Annotated in this window: 15 protein-coding genes; 5 read left to right on the forward strand and 10 right to left on the reverse strand. The window is 70.8% G+C overall.

Annotation, left to right across the window (positions count from 1 at the left end; all coding sequences use genetic code 11):
- Window positions 1-68: 68 nt before the first annotated feature.
- The gene (locus tag FHG89_RS18620) at window positions 69-1,544 is read left to right on the forward strand and encodes an arabinofuranosidase catalytic domain-containing protein (RefSeq protein WP_139585665.1); all 1,476 of its coding nucleotides are present in this window, start codon (window positions 69-71) and stop codon (window positions 1,542-1,544) included.
- Window positions 1,545-1,791: 247 nt separating this feature from the next.
- Entirely contained in the window at window positions 1,792-2,505 is a 714-nt protein-coding gene (locus FHG89_RS18625; protein WP_139585666.1) for a hypothetical protein, read from the forward strand.
- A gap of 24 nt (window positions 2,506-2,529) precedes the next feature.
- On the opposite strand, the gene FHG89_RS18630 is transcribed toward FHG89_RS18625, so the two are convergent.
- From FHG89_RS18630 to FHG89_RS18645, 4 genes are all read right to left on the reverse strand, one after another.
- On the reverse strand, window positions 2,530-3,126 hold the full coding sequence (locus tag FHG89_RS18630) for a TetR/AcrR family transcriptional regulator (protein ID WP_139585667.1): 597 nt from the start codon (window positions 3,124-3,126) through the stop codon (window positions 2,530-2,532).
- Entirely contained in the window at window positions 3,119-3,952 is an 834-nt protein-coding gene (locus tag FHG89_RS18635) for an alpha/beta fold hydrolase (RefSeq protein ID WP_139585668.1), read from the reverse strand. The genes FHG89_RS18630 and FHG89_RS18635 overlap by 8 nt, the downstream gene beginning before the upstream one ends.
- An 86-nt stretch (window positions 3,953-4,038) precedes the next feature.
- The gene (locus FHG89_RS18640) at window positions 4,039-4,398 is read right to left on the reverse strand and encodes a VOC family protein (protein WP_244295610.1); all 360 of its coding nucleotides are present in this window, start codon (window positions 4,396-4,398) and stop codon (window positions 4,039-4,041) included.
- Window positions 4,399-4,545: 147 nt separating this feature from the next.
- Complete coding sequence (locus tag FHG89_RS18645; protein ID WP_139585670.1) at window positions 4,546-6,072, reverse strand: non-reducing end alpha-L-arabinofuranosidase family hydrolase; 1,527 nt, start codon at window positions 6,070-6,072, stop codon at window positions 4,546-4,548.
- Between the two features lie 899 nt (window positions 6,073-6,971).
- Between FHG89_RS18645 and rph the strand changes: the two genes are divergently transcribed.
- Window positions 6,972-9,569, forward strand: a complete 2,598-nt coding sequence (gene rph / locus FHG89_RS18650; protein WP_139585671.1) for a rifamycin-inactivating phosphotransferase — start codon at window positions 6,972-6,974, stop codon at window positions 9,567-9,569.
- A gap of 23 nt (window positions 9,570-9,592) precedes the next feature.
- On the opposite strand, the gene FHG89_RS18655 is transcribed toward rph, so the two are convergent.
- The 3 genes from FHG89_RS18655 to FHG89_RS18665 form a co-directional block, all read right to left on the reverse strand.
- Complete coding sequence (locus tag FHG89_RS18655) at window positions 9,593-11,320, reverse strand: IlvD/Edd family dehydratase (protein WP_139585672.1); 1,728 nt, start codon at window positions 11,318-11,320, stop codon at window positions 9,593-9,595.
- 64 nt (window positions 11,321-11,384) lie between these two features.
- Window positions 11,385-12,914, reverse strand: a complete 1,530-nt coding sequence (locus FHG89_RS18660; protein ID WP_139585673.1) for an aldehyde dehydrogenase (NADP(+)) — start codon at window positions 12,912-12,914, stop codon at window positions 11,385-11,387.
- Window positions 12,911-14,122 (reverse strand): fumarylacetoacetate hydrolase family protein, encoded by a 1,212-nt coding sequence (locus tag FHG89_RS18665; protein WP_139585674.1) that lies wholly within the window; start codon window positions 14,120-14,122, stop codon window positions 12,911-12,913. Before FHG89_RS18665 ends, FHG89_RS18660 begins: the two co-directional genes overlap by 4 nt.
- A 194-nt stretch (window positions 14,123-14,316) precedes the next feature.
- On the opposite strand from FHG89_RS18665, the gene FHG89_RS18670 reads away from it, so the two are divergent.
- Window positions 14,317-15,093 (forward strand): IclR family transcriptional regulator, encoded by a 777-nt coding sequence (locus FHG89_RS18670; RefSeq protein WP_139585675.1) that lies wholly within the window; start codon window positions 14,317-14,319, stop codon window positions 15,091-15,093.
- A gap of 59 nt (window positions 15,094-15,152) precedes the next feature.
- Here the strand turns inward: FHG89_RS18670 and FHG89_RS18675 are convergent, their stop codons facing one another.
- The 3 genes from FHG89_RS18675 to FHG89_RS18685 form a co-directional block, all read right to left on the reverse strand.
- Window positions 15,153-15,872 carry an alpha/beta fold hydrolase gene (locus FHG89_RS18675; protein WP_139585676.1) on the reverse strand — a complete coding sequence of 240 codons (720 nt, stop codon included), beginning with the start codon at window positions 15,870-15,872 and terminating at the stop codon, window positions 15,153-15,155.
- Window positions 15,873-15,981: 109 nt separating this feature from the next.
- Entirely contained in the window at window positions 15,982-16,887 is a 906-nt protein-coding gene (locus tag FHG89_RS18680) for a siderophore-interacting protein (RefSeq protein WP_139585688.1), read from the reverse strand.
- 114 nt (window positions 16,888-17,001) lie between these two features.
- A complete protein-coding gene (locus FHG89_RS18685; RefSeq protein ID WP_074318219.1) occupies window positions 17,002-17,268 on the reverse strand; it encodes a helix-turn-helix domain-containing protein in 267 nt (88 codons plus the stop codon).
- A gap of 101 nt (window positions 17,269-17,369) precedes the next feature.
- Here FHG89_RS18685 and map point away from each other — a divergent pair, with 101 nt between their 5' ends.
- Window positions 17,370-18,188, forward strand: a complete 819-nt coding sequence (gene map / locus FHG89_RS18690) for a type I methionyl aminopeptidase (protein WP_139585677.1) — start codon at window positions 17,370-17,372, stop codon at window positions 18,186-18,188.
- Window positions 18,189-18,235: the final 47 nt, after the last annotated feature.

Below are 18,235 nucleotides of genomic sequence, written 5' to 3' on the forward strand. Positions count from 1 at the left end.
GCATTAATCTCATAGGTATGACGTGTGACGTCGCTGGGACGCCACGCCCCACCACCCGAAAGGATTCGATGCAGATGAAACGGAGACCGGGTCGCTTACTGGCCGCTGCGGGGACCCTGCTCACCCTCGTCGTCGGCGCCGGCATCTACGTGGTCTCGGACGCGCCGGGCATCGCCCGCGCCGCCGGGACCGGACCGTGTGACATCTACGCCTCGGGCGGTACCCCGTGCGTCGCCGCGCACAGCACCACCCGGGCCCTGTACGGGGCGTACAACGGTCCGCTCTACCAGGTCCGCCGCTCGTCGGACAACACCACCAGGGACGTCGGCGTGCTGAGCGCGGGCGGCTACGCCAACGCCGCCACGCAGGACTCGTTCTGCGCCAACACGAGCTGCGTCATCACGATCATCTACGACCAGTCGGGCCGCAACAACCGCCTGACCCAGGCGCCTCCCGGCGGCTTCTCCGGCCCCGCCCCGGGCGGGTACGACAACCTCGCCGACGCGAAGGCGGCGCCGGTCACGATCGGCGGCCAGAAGGCGTACGGCGTCTACATCGCCCCCGGAACCGGCTACCGCAACAACAACACCAACGGCGTCGCGACCGGCGACCAGCCCGAGGGCATCTACGCGGTCGTCGACGGCACGCACTACAACCAGTGGTGCTGCTTCGACTACGGCAACGCGCAGACCAACGGCCTGGCCGACGAGCGCGCCATCATGGAGACCGTGTACTTCGGCGCCAACAAGCAGTGGGGCTACGGCGCGGGCAGCGGCCCATGGATCATGGCCGACCTGGAGTGGGGGCTGTTCTCCGGGGTGAACGCGGGCTACAACAACATCGCGTCCATCAACCACCGCTTCGTGACCGCCATGGTCAAGGGCGAGCCGAACCACTGGGCGATCCGGGGCGCGAACGCGCAGTCGGGCGGCGTGACCACCTACTTCGACGGCCCGCGCCCGAACGGCTACCACCCGATGAAGAAGGAGGGGGCCATCCTGCTCGGCATCGGTGGCGACAACAGCATCACCGGCCGCGGCACCTTCTTCGAGGGCGTCCTGACCTCGGGTTACCCGACGGCAGCCACCGAGGACGCCGTACAGGCCAACATCGCCGCCGCCGGCTACGCGCCGGCCGGGGGCACCAACCCGCAGCAGAACGTCCAGATCGTCGGCGGCCAGTCGAACCGCTGCGTCGACGTACCCAACGGCAGCACCACCAACGGCACCCAGACTCAACTCTGGGACTGCACCGGCGGCACCCCCCAACGCTGGACCCACACCGCCGCCAGGCAACTCCAGGTGCTCGGCAACAAGTGCCTCGACGCCAACGGCAACGGCAACGCCAACGGCACCCAGGCCATCATCTGGGACTGCCACGGCGGCACCAACCAGCAGTGGAACATCAACAGCAACGGCACCATCACCGGCGTCCAGTCCGGACTCTGCCTCGACGCCAACGGCGCCGGCACCGCCAACGGAACCAAGCTCATCCTCTGGGCCTGCAACGGACAACAGAACCAGCAGTGGGCCCTGCGGAACTGACCACGCGGCGACACCCGCGGCGCGGGCCGCCCCGTGAGCTACGCGGGGGCGGCCCGCGCCGGCGCTCACGCTCGCCGAGAAGGCCGGGCGTAGGACGGTGGAACCCCGAGCATGCGGGAGGCGGTCCGCGAACGGGCCGGGACCGCCTACCGATGACCGTGGCCGGTCGCCACCCCTTCAGCACCGGGCGAGGTCCGACGCACTAGCATTGCCGCGGTCCGGGACGGCTCTGCTGAAACGAGGCGAGATGGGTTGGCTCCAGCGGTTGCTGGGTGGCGGGCGGGTCCAGCTCGATCCGCAGCGGCAGCAGGCGCTGTTGCGGGACGTCCGGCAGAGGTACGGCGCCCACGCGCGGATCCCGTTCTCCCAGCAGGTCGAGGCGGTCACCGGAGTCCTCGACGGCGATGACGGCCTGGTGGTGGCGGCCGGGATCGTGAGCCAGGTCGCCGACGAGGCCCACGCCGACCTACAGGCTCAGGCCCAGGACTACCACCGACGGACGGGTCGACGGCTGCTGGTGAACCGCCGCAACTACCGGCCGCTGTGGAAGGAGGTCGGCCCGGCGCTGCGGTGGCCCCTGTTCGCGCTGCCGTGCGGCTACCACCCGTACGCCCAACTGGCCGCCGCCGTCTCCGTGGTCGGCGGCCAGGCGCGCCGTCTCGATCGGGTGACCGATCCGGTCCCGGTCGTGACCCGCGTGTTCGAGGTGCTGGACCTCACCACCGCCGGCTGGGAGTACGGCCGGGTACGGGTGGACACCGACGCCGCCGCCCTGGTCGATCGACTGATCTCGAGCGCCGCGCAGGTCCTCGCCGCCATGGACGATCCGCCCCGACTGCCCCCCGCGGTCCGTGAGCTGATGCGCCGCAACAACACCGTAGGCGTACACGATCCGGCCAGCCCCCGGGCGGTGGGTGCGATCAACCTGGGCGCCCGGCTGCGGGAGCAACTGCTGGTCTGACGACAGCCGGTGGCACGGCGGCAATCAGGCCGTGTCCCCGGCCCTCGCCGAGTCATCGGAGCCGCCGGCTCCCAGGCCGTTGATCAGAGTCTCGACGAGGAACCGGTAGCTGCGGTCGACGTCGCGGGGCAGTCCGAAGCCGCCGGCGCTCTCCAGGCTGGCGAAGCCGTGCAGCGCCGAGCGCAGCGCGCGGGCGGCGTCGATGGCATCGGCGCCGGGCGACCCGAAGCCGGCGAGGACGTCGAGCAGGATCCGCAGGGCCTCGTCACCGGCGCGGCGGTCCTCCTCGTCGTCGAGGTCGGGCGCGCGGACGGTGGCGGCGTAGCGGCCCGGATGGTCGAGGACCCAGCGGCGGTAGGCGTCGGCGAACGCGCGGACGGCGTCCGGGCCGGACCTGCCGACGGTCGCCCGGACCAGCGTGTCACCGAGTTCGCGTCGGGCCTGGATGGAGATGCCCCGGCGCAGCGCCTCCAGTGAGTCGACGTGTTTGTAGAGCGACGGTGTCCGTACGCCGACCCGTTCGGCCACCAGTCCCATCGACAGGTTGGCGAAGCCGACCTCGTCGGCGAGCGCGGCCCCGGCGGCGACGACCGCCGCCGGGGCGAGGCCGGCCCTAGGCATGGGCGTTCGCGCGCAGGAAGGGCAGCACCAGCGCCGTCACCTCGTCGGGGTACTGCACGTGCGGGTAGTGGCCCGCGCCCTCGATGGTTTCGAGCCGGCCCAGGCCCGCCGGGAGCGCGGCCACGATCGCCTCACCCTCGGCGCGCGGGTCGGCCCAGTCCGGGTCGAGCGTGCCCTCGACGATGAGCACGGGACAGCGGACGTTCGCCAACTGCGCCCCGGCGTCGACCGGCGCCGACTGGCCCATCTTCTGCATCGCCCTCATCCGGCCGGGCTCGCGCATCATGGCGTCGACGCGGGCCATCCGGGCGGTCCAGTCGGCGGGCTTCCTGCCCGGGTACGCGACCTCGAGGTAGCTGCGCCAGAGCGGCACGCTGCCCAGCAGGCCGGCCCCGAGCAGTCGGGCCATGCCCCTGCGGTAACGGCTGACCCGCAGGTCGCCCAGCCTGATCGACTGCTTGCGGGTGAACGGCGCCACCTCGACGATGCCGGTGACCAGGTCGGGCGCCTGGGCGGCCGCGATGGTGGCGGCCCCGCCGGAGATCGAGTGACCGACGAGCACGGCCGGGCCACCGAGGTGCCGGATCACCGCGAGCAGGTCGCCCGCGATGTCGGTGCGGCTGTAGGACGGCCACCGCACGCTCGACTCGCCGCAGCCCCGCAGGTCCACCGCGGCCACCCGGTAGCCGGCGGCCACCAGGGGCGGTGCGACGAAACGGTACGCCTCGCGGCTGTCACCCATGCCGTGGGCGAGGACGACAAGCGGTCCTTCGCCGGTCACCTCGTACGCGATGGTGCCGCCGTCGACGGTCAGGTGTTCGGTCATCAGCTCTCCCCGGTTAGCTATCTGCGTTAGCTTTAAGCTAATCGAATTAGCTGACCGCGTCAAGGTGACGCCTGACGCACCGACGGTCAGGTGTCGGCCTCAAGGGCGAAGGTGTTGCCGTCCGGGTCCTGGAACCAGGCGATCCGTCCACCTCCGGCCCGAGGGGTGATCCCCTTGGCGTCGTGTTCGAACTGCTCGTAGCGGACGAACTCGACACCGGCCGAGGTGAGTTCGTCGACGATCCGGTCGAGGTCGTCGACGTACCACGTCGCCAGCGTGGCCTGCGTCTTCCCGGCGGTGACCGACTGGTACACGTTAAGCGCCGGCCCGCCGCCGGAGCCGTAGATCCGGCTGCCGTCGGCGATGGTGGCACTGGGGCCGGACCGCAGCGCCGGCAGGCCCAGCTTGCCTTCGTAGAAGGCGACAGCCGTCCGGATGTCGGACACGGCGATCGAGGCTCTGAGGTGGTACGCGCTCAAGGGCATGTCCCACTCTGGCACGCGGCTGCGTCAGGTCGACGTCATTCACGCGGCGGTGCGGCATGACCGGGCGGGCACGGCCGTTGGCCGTGCCCGCCGCTGTTGGTTCGGTTGTCAGCGTTGCAGGGTGAGGAGGCCGGGTCGGTAGGGCAGGAGGCCGTAGTCTCCGCCGGAGTTGGGGGATCGGCCCTGGTAGAGCAGTTGCAGGTTGCAGGGGTCGACGGTGAAGGTCTGGTCGGCGCTGGTGCGGATCAGTTCGCCGTGGCTGATGTCGTTGGTCCAGGTGGCGCCGCTGTTGGCCTTGCCGGCGAAGGGGTTGCTCTCGGTGGCGGCCTGGGGGGTCCAGGTGCCCGAGAGGCTGGTGGCGGTGAAGGAGCGGAAGTAGCGGCCCTGCGAGCCGATGGCTTCGACGATCATGAGGTAGCGGTCCTGGCCCTGGAGTTTGTAGACCTGGGGTGCTTCGAACAGGTTGTTCGTGGTGTCGCTCATGATCGTGGTGTAGCTGGAGCCGAAGTTGCCCGGGAAGTTCCCGATCGGCATGCTGGCGCGGTAGATCTTGCCGTTGTCGCCGGCGAAGAACAGGTACATGGTGGTGCTGTCCGCGATCAGGGTCTGGTCGATGGGGCCGGTGCCCGAGCCGGTGATGCTGCCGGTGAACAGGGTCTGCGCGGCGGACCAGCCGTTGGGGTTCGTCGGGTCGCTCGAGGTGCGGTACGAGAACGCGGTGCCGCCCCACTGGTAGGCCAGGACCCAGATGTTCTTCGGCGCGAAGTAGAACAGCGTCGGCGCGACGGTGGCCGAGTTCATCGTGTTCTGACTGGCCGAGGCCATCTCCGAGAAGTTCGTGAACAGGCTGAAGTTCATCGACCCCCACGACGTGCCGGTGTTGTGGGTGGTGGCGTAGACGAGGTGCCCACCGTTGTACGGCGCCACGGTGAAGTCCTTCAACGACACCCACCCCGACTTCGGGTTCGCCAACACACCCGTCGAGGACCACCGGTACGACGACGGCAGACTGCACGTACCCGTCGGCGGCGGCGTGGTCGGGTTGCCTCCACCGTCGACCCGGACGAGCTGCCACTGCTGGTTGCTGCCGTTCCAGTCGTCGTACTGCACGATGTTGCCACCGTCGGCGGTCGAGGCGCCCTGCACCTCCACCACCTTGTTGCTGTTCCGGTTGATCAACCGGATGTAGCCGCTGTCCGAGTCGGCCAGCCGGAACTGCTGGTTCGTCCCGTTGCCGTCGCTCCACTGCACGATGCTGGCGCCGTTGGCCGTGGAGAAGTTGTAGACGTCCAGCACCTTGCCGGACAGTCGCGACTTCACCCGGTAGTAGCCGCCGCCCGAGTCCACGAACTGCCACTGCTGCTGGTTGCCGTTGTTCCGCGTCCACTGCGTGATCCGGGCGCCGTCGTTCGTGGCCAGGTTGTACACGTCCAGGGCCTTGCCGCTGTTGCGGTTGACCAGCACGTACCAGGCGTTCGTGTCGACCGTCGCCGCGGCGGCGGGCGATGTCACCGCCACCGCGGCGGCACCACCGGCGACAAACGCCGCCACGCCGGCGGTGACGAGCCGCAGCAACCATCCCCGCCGTCGCCGCGGCGGCGGTGCGATCGATGGAGACCTATCAAGGGCAGACATGATCCTCCTCCAGTGACCAGAAGCCGAACGGTTCGCCCGAAGTGGGCGCACCGCAACGCACGGCCGGGCGCATGCTGCGGAAATGTTTGCGTTAACACGCTCCCGGCATGCCCTGACGCACGTCTGATCCGAGGTCGACGTAGCAGGCTCGCCCGGTAAGCCGCGGGTGTCGTCGTCCTTGTCCATCGACTGTGAGCGATAACATGCTGTTCGTCAAGTCGTAATCCACAAGGAACATCACCCGCTCGCCGAGCGTGGTCGACGGTGGGGCGACGCCGCGCGCCGCACGACCTACCCCTGGGAAGGGACGTCGTGGGCCTGCGCCATCGCCTGCTGGACCAGATCACCAAGCGGCGGGGCGGATTGCCTGGCCAGGTCGTCCCCCAAAAGCCTGCGGACGTCGTCCATGTCCCGTGCTCCTCCTCGGTCGGTCGCCGGCACGGCGACCCCGTCACCTGACCTGACGGGTTGGCCGGCCGGTTTGGTTACCGCCGACCGGTCGCAAATTCAGCGCGCCGGCCCGGCAGCCCTCCGACGCGGAAGAGTCACGGGGTACGCGGATCGAGGAGTGTCAGCACCGTCGCCGCCTCGTTGGGATCGTTGTCCCGCTGGCCCTCGGGGCCGGGCGTTCGGGCCGGTGGAACGACCGTGAGGCGCACTGATCCCCGAACGGTTTCTGAGAACCGTTTTTGCGAGAGGAATTTTTGTCCGCGACGGCGGAACAGCGACGGGAAGTGTTCCCACTAAAACGTATATCGCACCCGGGGGCTTGCCACAAGACCCGGGGCTCGGCGCAGAATCGTCGGCCGGAGCCGGAAACGGACGAAGAATTGGGACACCGAATGACCGATCTGCCTGGTGGAACGCAGCGACAGACGGACGTCTCGGAGGGGGCCGTAATGAACGAACAGTATGTGGTGAGCCTGCGCGAGGTCGACGAGTCGCGGATCGCCCTCGTCGGCGGTAAGGGCGCGCACCTGGGGGCGTTGTCCCGGATCGACGGCGTCCACGTGCCGGACGGCTTCTGCGTGACGACCGACGCCTTCCGGCTGATCATGGCCGAGGCGTCGTCGATCGAGGAGCTGCTCGATCACCTGTCCCGACTCGACCCGGACGACCGGGAGGCGGTCCGCACGCTCAGCGCGCGGATCCGCCGGACCGTCGAAGGTGTCGCCCTCCCCGATGGAGTGTCGGCGGCGATCGACCGGGCGCTCACCGACCTCGGCGACGGCGCGGCCTACGCCGTCCGGTCGAGCGCGACGGCGGAGGACCTGCCGACGGCCTCGTTCGCCGGCCAGCAGGACACGTACCTGAACGTCATCGGACCGGCGGCGATCCGCACCCACGTCAGCCGGTGCTGGGCCTCGCTCTTCACCGAGCGGGCGGTGACCTACCGCCAGCGCAACGGCATCGACCACCGCGCCGTCGACATGGCCGTCGTCGTCCAGAAGATGGTCTTCCCGCAGGCGGCGGGCGTCCTGTTCACGGCCGACCCGGTCACGTCCAACCGGAAGGTCGCCTCCGTGGAGGCCACCTTCGGGCTCGGCGAGGCTCTGGTCTCCGGGCTCGTGAACGCCGACGCCTACCGGGTACGCGACGACCGCGTCGTCGACAGGACCATCGCCGCCAAGCGGCTCGCCATCCACGCGCTGCCGACCGGCGGAACGACGCGGCAGACGATCGGTTCGCCACGGCAGGAGCAGCCGGCGCTGACGGATGAGCAGGTCGTACGGCTGGTGCGGCTCGGGCGACGGATCGAAGCGCATTTCGGCCGCCCCCAGGACATCGAATGGTGCCTGGTCGACGATGACGTCCACATCGTGCAGAGCCGACCCGTCACCACGCTGTTCCCCGTCCCGGTGGCCGACGACGCGGAGAACCACGTCTACCTCTCGGTCGGCCACCAGCAGATGATGACCGACCCCATGAAGCCCCTGGGGCTCTCCATGTGGCAGCTGACGGCCATGGCGCCGATGCACACGGCCGGCGGCAGGCTGTTCGTCGACGCCACCCGGCAGTTGTCCTCGCCCGCCGGCCGCGCCGCCCTCCTGGCGCTGGTGGGCAGGTCCGATCCGCTGACCAGAGACGCCCTGGAAACCATCCTCGACCGGGCCGACTTCGTCCCGGTGCTCGCGGACGCCACTCCCGCCGGGCCACCGGCCGGTCCGGCCCCCACTCCGATCGACACCGATCCGGCCATCGTCACCGAGCTGATCGAGCGCAGCCAGGCGTCCATCGCCGACCTGCGGCGCGACATCGCGGCGGTCACCGGTCCGGCGCTGTTCGACTTCCTGCTGGAGGCCTTTCAGGAGCACAAGCGGGCACTCACCGATCCGCTCAGCATGCAGGCGATCATGGCGGGGATGGAGGCCACCTGGTGGCTCAACGACCAGCTACAGGAATGGCTGGGCGAGAAGAACGCGGCCGACACCCTCACCCTGTCCGCACCCCACAACATCACGTCCGAGATGGGGTTGGCGCTCCTGGACGTCGCCGACGTCGTCCGCCCCCACCCGGAGGTGGTGGCCTTCCTGCACAAGGCCGAGGACGAGAACTTCCTCGACGACCTGGCCCGACTGCCGGGCGGCCAGGAAGCGGGCGCCGCCCTCCAGGCCTACCTCGACCGGTACGGCATGCGCTGCGTCGGCGAGATCGACATCAGCAGGCCGCGCTGGATCGAGCGCCCGAGCACGCTCGTGCCGCTCATCCTCGACAACGTCCGGAACTTCGAACCGGGCGCGCGTGAGCGGCGCTTCGAGCAGGGACTGCAGGCGGCCCGCAAGAAGGAACAGGACATCCTGGAACGCCTCCGGGCGTTGCCGGACGGGCAGCGCAAGGCCGACGAGACCAAGCGGATGATCGACCGGGTCCGCACCTTCATCGGGTACCGGGAATATCCCAAGTACGCCATCGTCAGCCGCTACCTCGTCTACAAGCAGCCGCTCCTGGCGGAGGCCGAACGCCTCGTACGGGCCGGTGTGCTCCGCGCGACCGACGACATCTTCTACCTGACGTTCCACGAGCTGCGCGACGTCGTGCGCGCCAACCGGGCGGACGACCAGCTCATCCGCCGACGCAAGGACGAGTTCCGGTCGTACCGGCTGCTCACCCCGCCCAGACTGCTCACGTCCGAGGGCGAGGCGCTCTTCGGGGCGTACCGACGCGACGACGTGCCGGCCGGCGCGCTTGTCGGTCTCCCGGTGTCCGGTGGGACGGTCGAGGGGCGCGCCCGCGTCGTCCTGGACCTGGCCGAGGCCGACCTCCAACCGGACGACATCCTGGTCACCGCCTTCACCGACCCGAGCTGGTCCCCCCTGTTCGTCGCGGTCCGGGGGCTGGTGACGGAGGTGGGCGGCCTCATGACCCACGGCGCGGTGATCGCCCGGGAGTACGGGCTGCCCGCCGTCGTCGGGGTGGCACAGGCGACCACGCTGATCCGCGACGGGCAGCGGATCCGCGTGAACGGCACGGACGGGTACGTGGAGATCCTGTCCTGACCGGCCGGCGCACGAGCGGTGCGTCAGTGTGAGTGACGGGGCACGCCGCTGCCGCTGCCGCCGACGAGGAAGTCGAGGTCGGCTCCCTGGTCCGCCTGGAGGACGTGCTCGCTGTACAGGCGCGTCCATCCGCGCTCGGCCATCGGCCGTGGCGGTCGCCAGCCGGAACGGCGTCGGGCGATCTCCTCGTCGTCGACCAGGAGGTCCAGCCGGCGCGTCGAAACGTCGACGTGGACCAGATCGCCGGTACGCACCAGCGCGAGAGGACCACCCACGGACGCCTCCGGTGCCACGTGCAGGATGCAGGTGCCGTACCCGGTGCCGCTCATCCGGGCGTCGGAGATCCGCACCATGTCGGTGATGCCGTCGGCGAGCAGGCGGCGGGGCATGGGCACGTTACCCACCTCGGGGAAGCCGGGGTAGCCGCGTGGTCCGGCGTTTCGTACCACGAGCACCGTCTCGGGGGTGACCTCCAGGTCCGGATCGTCGGCGGCGACGACGTAGTCCTCGATCCGGTCGAAGACGAGCGCCGGCCCGGTGTGCGTGAGCAGGTGCGCCGAGGCGGCGGAGACCTTCAGCACGGCCCCGGACGGCGCGAGCGACCCGCGCAGCACCACCGTGCCCGAGCCGGCGGCCTGGAACGGCTCGGCCATGGTGCCGATGACGTCCCGGTTCCAGCACCGGGCGCCGCCGATGTTGTCGGCCACCGTCACCCCGGTGACGGTGACGTGGTCGAGGTGCAGGAGCGGGGCGATCTCCGCCATCACGGCCGGCACGCCGCCCGCATAGGCGAAGTCCTCCATCAGGTACGCCCCGGACGGCATCAGGTTGACCACCATGGGCACGTCGGCGGTGAGGGTGTCGAAGTCGTCAAGCGACAGGGGGACGCCGAGGCGTCCGGCGATCGCGAGCAGGTGGACGACCGCGTTCGTGGATCCGCCGATCGCGGCGTTGACCCGGATGGCGTTCTCGAACGCCATCCGGGTGAGCACCGAGGACAGCCGCTGGTCCTGTTCGACCATGGCGACGATCCGGCGGCCGGCGGCGTGCGCGAGCGCGTACCGGCGGGAGTCGACGGCCGGCACGGCGGCGGCTCCCGGCAGCTGCACGCCCAGCGCCTCGGTCACGCAGGCCATCGTGGAGGCGGTCCCCATGGTCATGCAGTGGCCCCGGCTGCGGGACATGCCGACCTCGGCCTCCGCGCAGTCGGCCGCGGTCATCCGACCGGCCCGCATCTCCTCGGTGAATTGCCAGACGACGGTGCCCGAGCCGATGTCCTGGCCGCGGAACTTGCCGTTGAGCATCGGCCCGCCGGTCATCATGAGGGTCGGCAGGTCGACGCTCGCCGCGCCCATCAGCAGGCCGGGAGTGGTCTTGTCGCAGCCGGAGAGCAGAACCACCCCGTCGAGCGGGTTGGCGCGGACCAACTCCTCCAGCTCCATCGCCAGCAGATTGCGGTAGAGCATCGTCGTGGGGCGCATGAGGGGCTCGCCCAGGCTCATCGCGGGAAACTCCAGCGGCAGGCCGCCGCTCTCCCACACGCCCCGCTTCACGGACTCGGCGAGGTCCCTGAGGTGGGCGTTGCAGGGGGTCAGCTCCGACCAGGTGGTGGCGATGCCGATCACCGGGCGACCGTCGAAGACGTCGTCGGCGAAACCCTGGTTGCGCATCCAGGACCGGTGGATGAACCCGTTGCGGCCCTGCGCACCGAACCACTCGCCGCTGCGCAGCGGACGATCTGTCGTCGACATCAGCACACCTTTCTGTCCTGCGTCCGGGATGCGGAATCAGCGATGGCGAGGCGGGTGCGGATACCTATCCCCGCGGCTCCCCCGCTGCCGGCTCCCATCTCCCGTCGACCCGCCGCGAGACGGCGGTGTATTCGTCCCGCAGCTCCTCGGGGAGGATCCAGGCCGGGGCATCCTGCCAGGCCAGGGGGCGGAGGAATCGTCGGATCGACGTGGCGCCCACCGACGTGTGCACGGTGTTCGTCGACGGCCAGGGCCCGCCGTGGTGCTGGGCCCACGACACCCGGACCCCGGTGGGATAGCCGTCGAAGACGATGCGACCCGCGCGCGCCGCGAGCCCGTCGACCAGTCGGCGTACGACGTCGGCGTCGTCACCGGGGCCGTGATGGACCGAGCCGGTCAGTGACGGCGGGACGGTGGCCAGCACGGCGTCGAGGTCGGCGACGTCGCCGTACCGGACAACCACCATGAGCGGGCCGAAGCACTCGTCGGCGATCTCGGAGGTCAGGCCCGGCAGAGCGACCTCCAGCAGCGTCGGCGCGACGGTGAAACCCCCGCCCGGCTCGACCCGGGGCCGCGCCGAGACGCGCGCGCCGGCCCGCTCTAACGCCGCGGCCCCGCTCTCGTACGCGTCCCGGATGCGCTCGTTGAGCAGGACCGTGCCGCCGCAGGAGCCGACCCTCTCCCGCAGTCCCTCGACCAGATGGTCACCGCCCGGGTCGGACGGGATGAACGCCAGCCCCGGCTTGGTGCACAACTGACCGCCCGACGCCGTGAAGGAGGCGAACAGCCCCTCGGCGATCTGGTCTCCCCGGTCGGCCGCCGCCCCGGGCAGGACGACTATCGGGTTCACGCTGCTCAGCTCGGCGTACAGGGGAATGGGGTCGGGCCGTTCGTCGATGGCCGCCTGGATGGCGCGGGCCGCGCCGAGGGAGCCGGTCAGGGCGGCCGCGCGGATCGCGGGGTGGCGCACCAGCGCGCGGCCGGCCTGCTCCCCGTACACGATCGCGGTCACGCCCTGGGGTCCGCCCCGCTCGCGGATGGCCGACCCGATCGCCTCGGCGGACGCGTGCGAGGTAAGCGGGTGCGACGGGTGTGCCTTCAGGACCGTGGGGCAACCAGCCGCGAGGGCGGCGGCGGTGTCGCCCCCGGCGACCGAGAAGGCGAACGGGAAGTTGCTGGCGCCGAAGACCGCGACCGGCCCGAGGGGTACGAGCATCCGCCGCAGGTCCGGGCCGCGCCCGAGCGGTGTGTCGGCGGCATGGTCGATGGCCGCCTCGACGTACCCCCCGTCACGCAGCACCTCGCCGAACATCCGGAACTGGAGTGCGGCCCGGGTGAGTTCCTGGTCGAGTCGGGCGTGGGCCAGTCCGGTCTCGGCCTGCGCGGTCGCGACGAGGTCCACCCGGCGGGACTCCAGGGACGCCGCGATCGCGTCAAGCATCTGCGCTCTGCCGATCCTGCCCTGCCCGGACAGCCACGGCGCCGCCGCGGCCGCCCTGGCGGCGGTCGCCTCCAGCCCGGACCCGTCGGTCTCGATGAGGTGCGTCGCGCGACGCTTACCGTCGCGCGGGTCGACAGTGCTGACCACGTTCACAGCAGTCCTCTCCGTGCCAGGTTGCCCATCAGGGCGCGGACGCCGAAGTGCCAGGGCGCGCACTCCTGGGCGTGCCGCACCCGGTTCACCAGGGTGCCGAGCGCCGGGCAGTCGATCCGTACCACGTCGTCGATCTTGTGGGTGAAGCCCTCACCGGGGCGGTCCCGGTCCTGGATGGGCGCGAACATCGTGCCGAGCATCAGGACGGCTCCGTCGGGATAGTGGTGGTGAGGGCCGACCATCTGCCGCACCAGCGCCTCCGGGTCGCGTGACATCCGGGTCATCTCCGAGACCGCCTCCAGGTGGAAGCCGTCCATCCCGTGGATCGTCAGCGCCACCTCCAGCTCGCGCACCCGTCGCAGGTCGAACCGTTCGTCGAACAGTCGGATCAGGGGACCGAGGGCGCACGAGGCGTTGTTGTCCTTCGCCAGGGGGAGCAGGAGCGCCGAGCGGCCCTCGACGTCACGCAGGTTCACGTCGTTGCCGAGGGTGGCGCCGACGATCCGGCCGCTGGACTGGACGATGAGCGCGACCTCGGGTTCCGGATTGTTCCAGGTGGACGTGGCGAGCACGCCGACCGGAACGGCGGTGCCGACGGCGGAGAGGATCTGACCCTTCGTGAAGATCTCCGCGTCCGGGCCGATCCCCACCTCCAGGTACTGGCTCCACATGCCCTCGGCGACAAGCAGATCCTTGAGCCGCTGCGCCTGCGCCGAACCCGGGACCAGACTGTGCAGGTCGGCGCCGATGTCGGCGAGCATCCGGCGACGGAGGTCCGCCGCGAGCGCCAGGTCTCCCCGTGCCCGTTCCTCGATGACACGTTCGATCATCGAGACGGGGAAGGTCACCCCGGCGGCCTTGAGCGCCTGGAGGTCGACGGGGGCGAGCAGCCACGGCCGGGTGCGGTCGCGGGTCGCGGCACCGGTGTTGGCCAGCACCGCCCCGACGCTGCCGACCACCCGCCCGTCGAGCGCGGCCACCGTCGCGGAGGGATCGGACAGTTCGCAGATGTCCCGGACGGTGGGGAACCGGTGGCTGATGTCGATGACCTGGCCGTCCCGGACGGTCACGGGTGAGGGGCCGTCGACCGACGGGTCCCAGATCCGGCCGATGAGGACGCTCTGAGCGGCGTCGTCCGGCAGCGCTTCGGCGGCGGTCCCGAACCAGTCCGCGTCGGCCGCCCGCCCTCGGGGCTCGGGCACCGTCATGAACCGCTCCCCGGGTTGAAGAAGCACCGCTCGTCCCGGGACTGTGGTCGGAGACGACACCACGGGACGCATTTGCAACGATCGTAGCGACATATGCAACGACGTCAAGGAGTTGTTGCGCATCGCGTCCACTACATTGCACATTACGCAACGCTCAGCGCCCCACAGCCGCCGCACGAAGGGAGACCTGGCCGGTGGCCCAATCCATCCGCCGCGCGATCGACCTGATCCGTCGATCCGCGGAACACCCGCTGTCACTCACCGAGGCGGCTGACGTGCTCGGCGTCCACAAGTCCACCGCCCTGCGGATCCTGCGGACGCTGGAGACCGAGCGCTTCGTACGCCGCACCGGCGCCGGCACCTACGTGCTCGGCAGCGGGCTGATCGAACTGTCCGAGCTCGCGCTCGGCTCGATGGACCTGCGCCAGTTCGCCGCCGCGCCCCTGCGGGCCCTGCAACGCGCGACCGGCCACACCGTGCACCTCGCCCAACTCACCGGCGACGAGATCATCTACATCGATAAGGTCGACAGCCAGGCGTTCGACGCCGTGAAGCTGCCCTCCCGGGTGGGACGCGCGGTGTCGGTCTACGCGAGCGCCGTCGGCAAGACGATCCTGGCCTACCTGCCCCCCGAGGAACGCGACCGTCTTCTCTCGCACGTCGCCTTCGAGAGGTTCACCGACACCACCCTCGCCGACCACCACCTGCTCGAAGCGGAACTGGTCGGCATCCGCGAACGCGGCTGGGCCGCCGACAACGGAGAGCACGACGCCTACGTCATGTGTGTCGCCGCGCCGATCCGGGATTCACGGGGACTGGTCATCGCCGCCGCCTCGATCACCGCGATCGAGGTCATCGCCAACCTCGACCAACTGAAGAGCAACCTTCCGCTGCTCCTCGCGACCGCGAACCAGATCTCGTCCGAGCTCGGCTACACGGCCCCCGCCGCCGACACCCCGGACGGCTCGTAGCGGAACGAGCGTGTGCTCGCCGGGCGGCGACACCGGCGCGCACGCCACGCCCGCGACGATCAGGCCCCCACGCCCCGCATCGCCTCGATGATCGACTCCGCGACCTCGCCGGGCTGCGACACCGCCATCGCGTGGGACGCGCCGACCACCTCCCGGACCCCGCGCGCGCCGGCCCGTTCGGCCATGAAGCGATGCGCGGCGACCGGGATGTTGCGGTCCCCGTCACCGAAGACGAACCAGCTGGGCAACGTCTGCCAGGCAGGGGCCTCCGTCGGCAGGCCCTCGCCGAGCGCCTGCTCGGTCACCGGCCGCTGCGTCCGGGCCATCAACGCCGCCATGTCGTCACTGACGTCCGCGGCGAACTGCGTGTGGTAGGCGTCCTGGCCGATCGCCACCTCGTTGCCCCCGCTGGACACCGGGTAGGAGACCAGGGTGTCGCCGAGCGTGCTGCCCGGGAACTTGGCGGACAGCGCCAGCGCCGACTCCCCCGTCTCGGGGGCGAACGCGTTGACGTAGACCAGGCCACGCACCGTCGGGTCGCCCGCCGCCGCTTCCGTGACGACCATTCCGGCGTACGAGTGGGCGACGAGCAGGACGGGGCCGCCGATCCCTCGGATGACGTCCCGCAGGTACGCGGCGTCTGCCGTGACGCTGCGCAGCGGGTTGGCGGCGGCCACCACGGAGTAGGCGTAACCGAGCCGCTCGATCACACCGTTCCAGCTCGCCGACTCGGCGAACGCGCCGTGCACGAGGACGGCGGTAGGTTTCTGATCCGACACGGCCGGCCGCTCCTTTGCTCCAGGACGAGGATGCGGAGGCATCCCGCCCGACTGCGTGGGCGCGGCTGATTACCCGCCGTGCGATCGGGAAACGTCCCGACCGGTCGGATCAGACCGGATCGACCCGGCCGAGTCGCCAGTAACCCATGAAGGCCACCGCCCGCCGGTCGAGACCCCGCTCGACGACCAGGTGCCGACGCAGCGTCCGGATGACACCCGCCTCCCCCGCCAGCCAGGCGTACAGCCGCGACGGCGGCACCTCCTCGGGCACCTCCCAGAGGATCTCGGTGTCCACGTCCACGTCCGTGACGGGCTGCGCGGCCACCGGCGTACCGCCGGCCAGCAGCTGTCCCGTCGCCGCGGCGACGGCCGGCACCAGGTGGCTGCCGTGCCCGCCCGCGCCCCGGGGCAGCCACCGCACCTCGATGCCCGGAGGCGTCACGAGCGGCAGCACGTCACCGGCGTCGGGCACCTCCAGCAGGACGGTGCCGCACGCGTCGAGCGGGAGGCGTTCGCAGATGGCGCTGATCGCCGGCACGGCCGTCTCGTCGCCGGCCAGCAGCAGATGCCCGGTCGACGGGGGTCGGAACTCGACCCCGCCGTGGTCACCGTCGTAGCCGGCGTCCGGGCCGAGCAGGGCGACCTCGTCGCCCGGACGTACCCGCCGCGCCCAGCGGGTGGCCGGGCCACTGTCCCCGTGCAGAACGAGGTCGACGTCGACCTCGGACACGTACGGACGGACCGCGCGGACCGTGTAGGTGCGCACCGGGTTGCGCTCGTGCTCGGGCAGGGCGCGCCACTTCGCGTACCAGTCCGGGCCCTCGGGGAGATTCACCCCGTGCTGGCCGGGCAGCGGCAGGGCCAGCTTGATCCGCTGGTCGTAGCCGTTGTCGGCGAAGTGGTGCAGATCGGGCCCGGTGAAGGTGACCCGGGTGAAGGACGGGCTCAGCTGGCGTACGGCCCGGACCTCGACGGCGAACAGCCGCCAAGGGGCGATGGGCAGGGTCTGGGTCAGGCTGCTCGACGCCGATCCGACTGTCATGAAGGGTAGGCTAACCTAAGCCATTTCGCGGCCGTCAAGGTGGGGCGTCGGCCCGATGCGATGCTCGGTTCGGACCCCCGTCAGCCCTCAGGACGCTTCGCGGACGCGCAGGTCGGCCAGCCACACCTCGGCCAGGTCGCTGAGCGCGACGCCGAGGACCTCGCTGAGGCAGACCACGGTGCCGAACGCCGGCGCCGGAAGCCGGCCCACCTCGATCTTGCGCAGCGTCTCCGGTGAGATGCCGGCCGCCAGGGCCACCTCGACCAGACTGCGGCCACCCCGCGCGACCCTGAGCGCCGCGCCGAGGCGCTGCCCCGCTGCGATCTGTGCCGGTGTGAGCGGTGGGCGGACCATGTGAGCAGGATAGATCCGCCCTCGCGGACCGGCAACGCCGACCCGCGGGACACCCCGACCAGCGTGGTATAAATATACCGCCACGGAGAGGGGTGTTGATCGTGATCGAACTCAAGTCCGCCCAGGAGATCGGCCGGATGGCCGCGACCGGCCAGTTCGTCGGAGAGCTGCTGGCGGAGCTGCGCGAGGTCGCCGCCGTCGGGGTCAACCTGATGGACCTCGAACACCACGCCCGCCGCCGGATCAAGGAGCGCGGCGCCGAATCCTGCTACTGGGACTACACGCCGTCGTTCGGTCGCGGCCCGTTCCGCAACGTCCTGTGCCTGTCGGTCAACGACGCCGTGCTGCACGGCCTGCCGCACCGGTACGCCCTGCGCGACGGTGACCTCCTGAGCATCGACATGGCCGTCGGGATCGACGGCTGGACCGCCGACTCCGCGCTGTCCGTCGTCGTCGGCACCCCCGCCCCGGACGACCTGAAGCTCATCGAGGCCACCGAGGTCGCGCTGGAGGCCGGGATCGCCGCCGCCCGACCGGGCAACCAGCTCGGCGACATCTCCGCCGCCATCGGCGAGGTCGCCCGCCGCTACGGCTACCGGGTCAACAACGAGTTCGGCGGGCACGGCATCGGCCGCACCATGCACGAGGCCCCGCACGTACCCAACGACGGCCGCCCCGGCCGGGGCATGAAGCTCAAGCCCGGCCTGACGCTCGCCATCGAGCCGTGGCTCTGCCAGAGCACCGACAGGATCAGATACGACGAGGACGGGTGGACGATCCGGTCGGCGGACGGCTCGCGTACGGCCCACTCGGAGCACACCGTCGCGGTCACCACCGACGGGCCGCAGGTGCTGACCCGCCGTCCCCGGCACGACACGAGGCCCGGCAACCGCAGCGGGCAGTCGACCGCGACGAGCTGACGCCCGGCGGCAATCTCGATAGCCACGCCGCCGCGACCGATGCGATG

It is taken from the genome of Micromonospora orduensis, from assembly GCF_006228125.1.
Lineage (GTDB): Bacteria > Actinomycetota > Actinomycetes > Mycobacteriales > Micromonosporaceae > Micromonospora > Micromonospora orduensis.

Coding starts and splice junctions, on each gene's coding strand:
- FHG89_RS18620 (WP_139585665.1), top strand. CDS start 69: ATGCAGATGAAACGGAGACCGGGTCGCTTACTGGCCGCTGCGGGGACC.
- FHG89_RS18625 (WP_139585666.1), top strand. CDS start 1,792: ATGGGTTGGCTCCAGCGGTTGCTGGGTGGCGGGCGGGTCCAGCTCGAT.
- FHG89_RS18630 (WP_139585667.1), bottom strand. CDS start 3,126: ATGCCTAGGGCCGGCCTCGCCCCGGCGGCGGTCGTCGCCGCCGGGGCC.
- FHG89_RS18635 (WP_139585668.1), bottom strand. CDS start 3,952: ATGACCGAACACCTGACCGTCGACGGCGGCACCATCGCGTACGAGGTG.
- FHG89_RS18645 (WP_139585670.1), bottom strand. CDS start 6,072: ATGTCTGCCCTTGATAGGTCTCCATCGATCGCACCGCCGCCGCGGCGA.
- rph (WP_139585671.1), top strand. CDS start 6,972: ATGAACGAACAGTATGTGGTGAGCCTGCGCGAGGTCGACGAGTCGCGG.
- FHG89_RS18655 (WP_139585672.1), bottom strand. CDS start 11,320: ATGTCGACGACAGATCGTCCGCTGCGCAGCGGCGAGTGGTTCGGTGCG.
- FHG89_RS18665 (WP_139585674.1), bottom strand. CDS start 14,122: ATGACGGTGCCCGAGCCCCGAGGGCGGGCGGCCGACGCGGACTGGTTC.
- FHG89_RS18685 (WP_074318219.1), bottom strand. CDS start 17,268: ATGGTCCGCCCACCGCTCACACCGGCACAGATCGCAGCGGGGCAGCGC.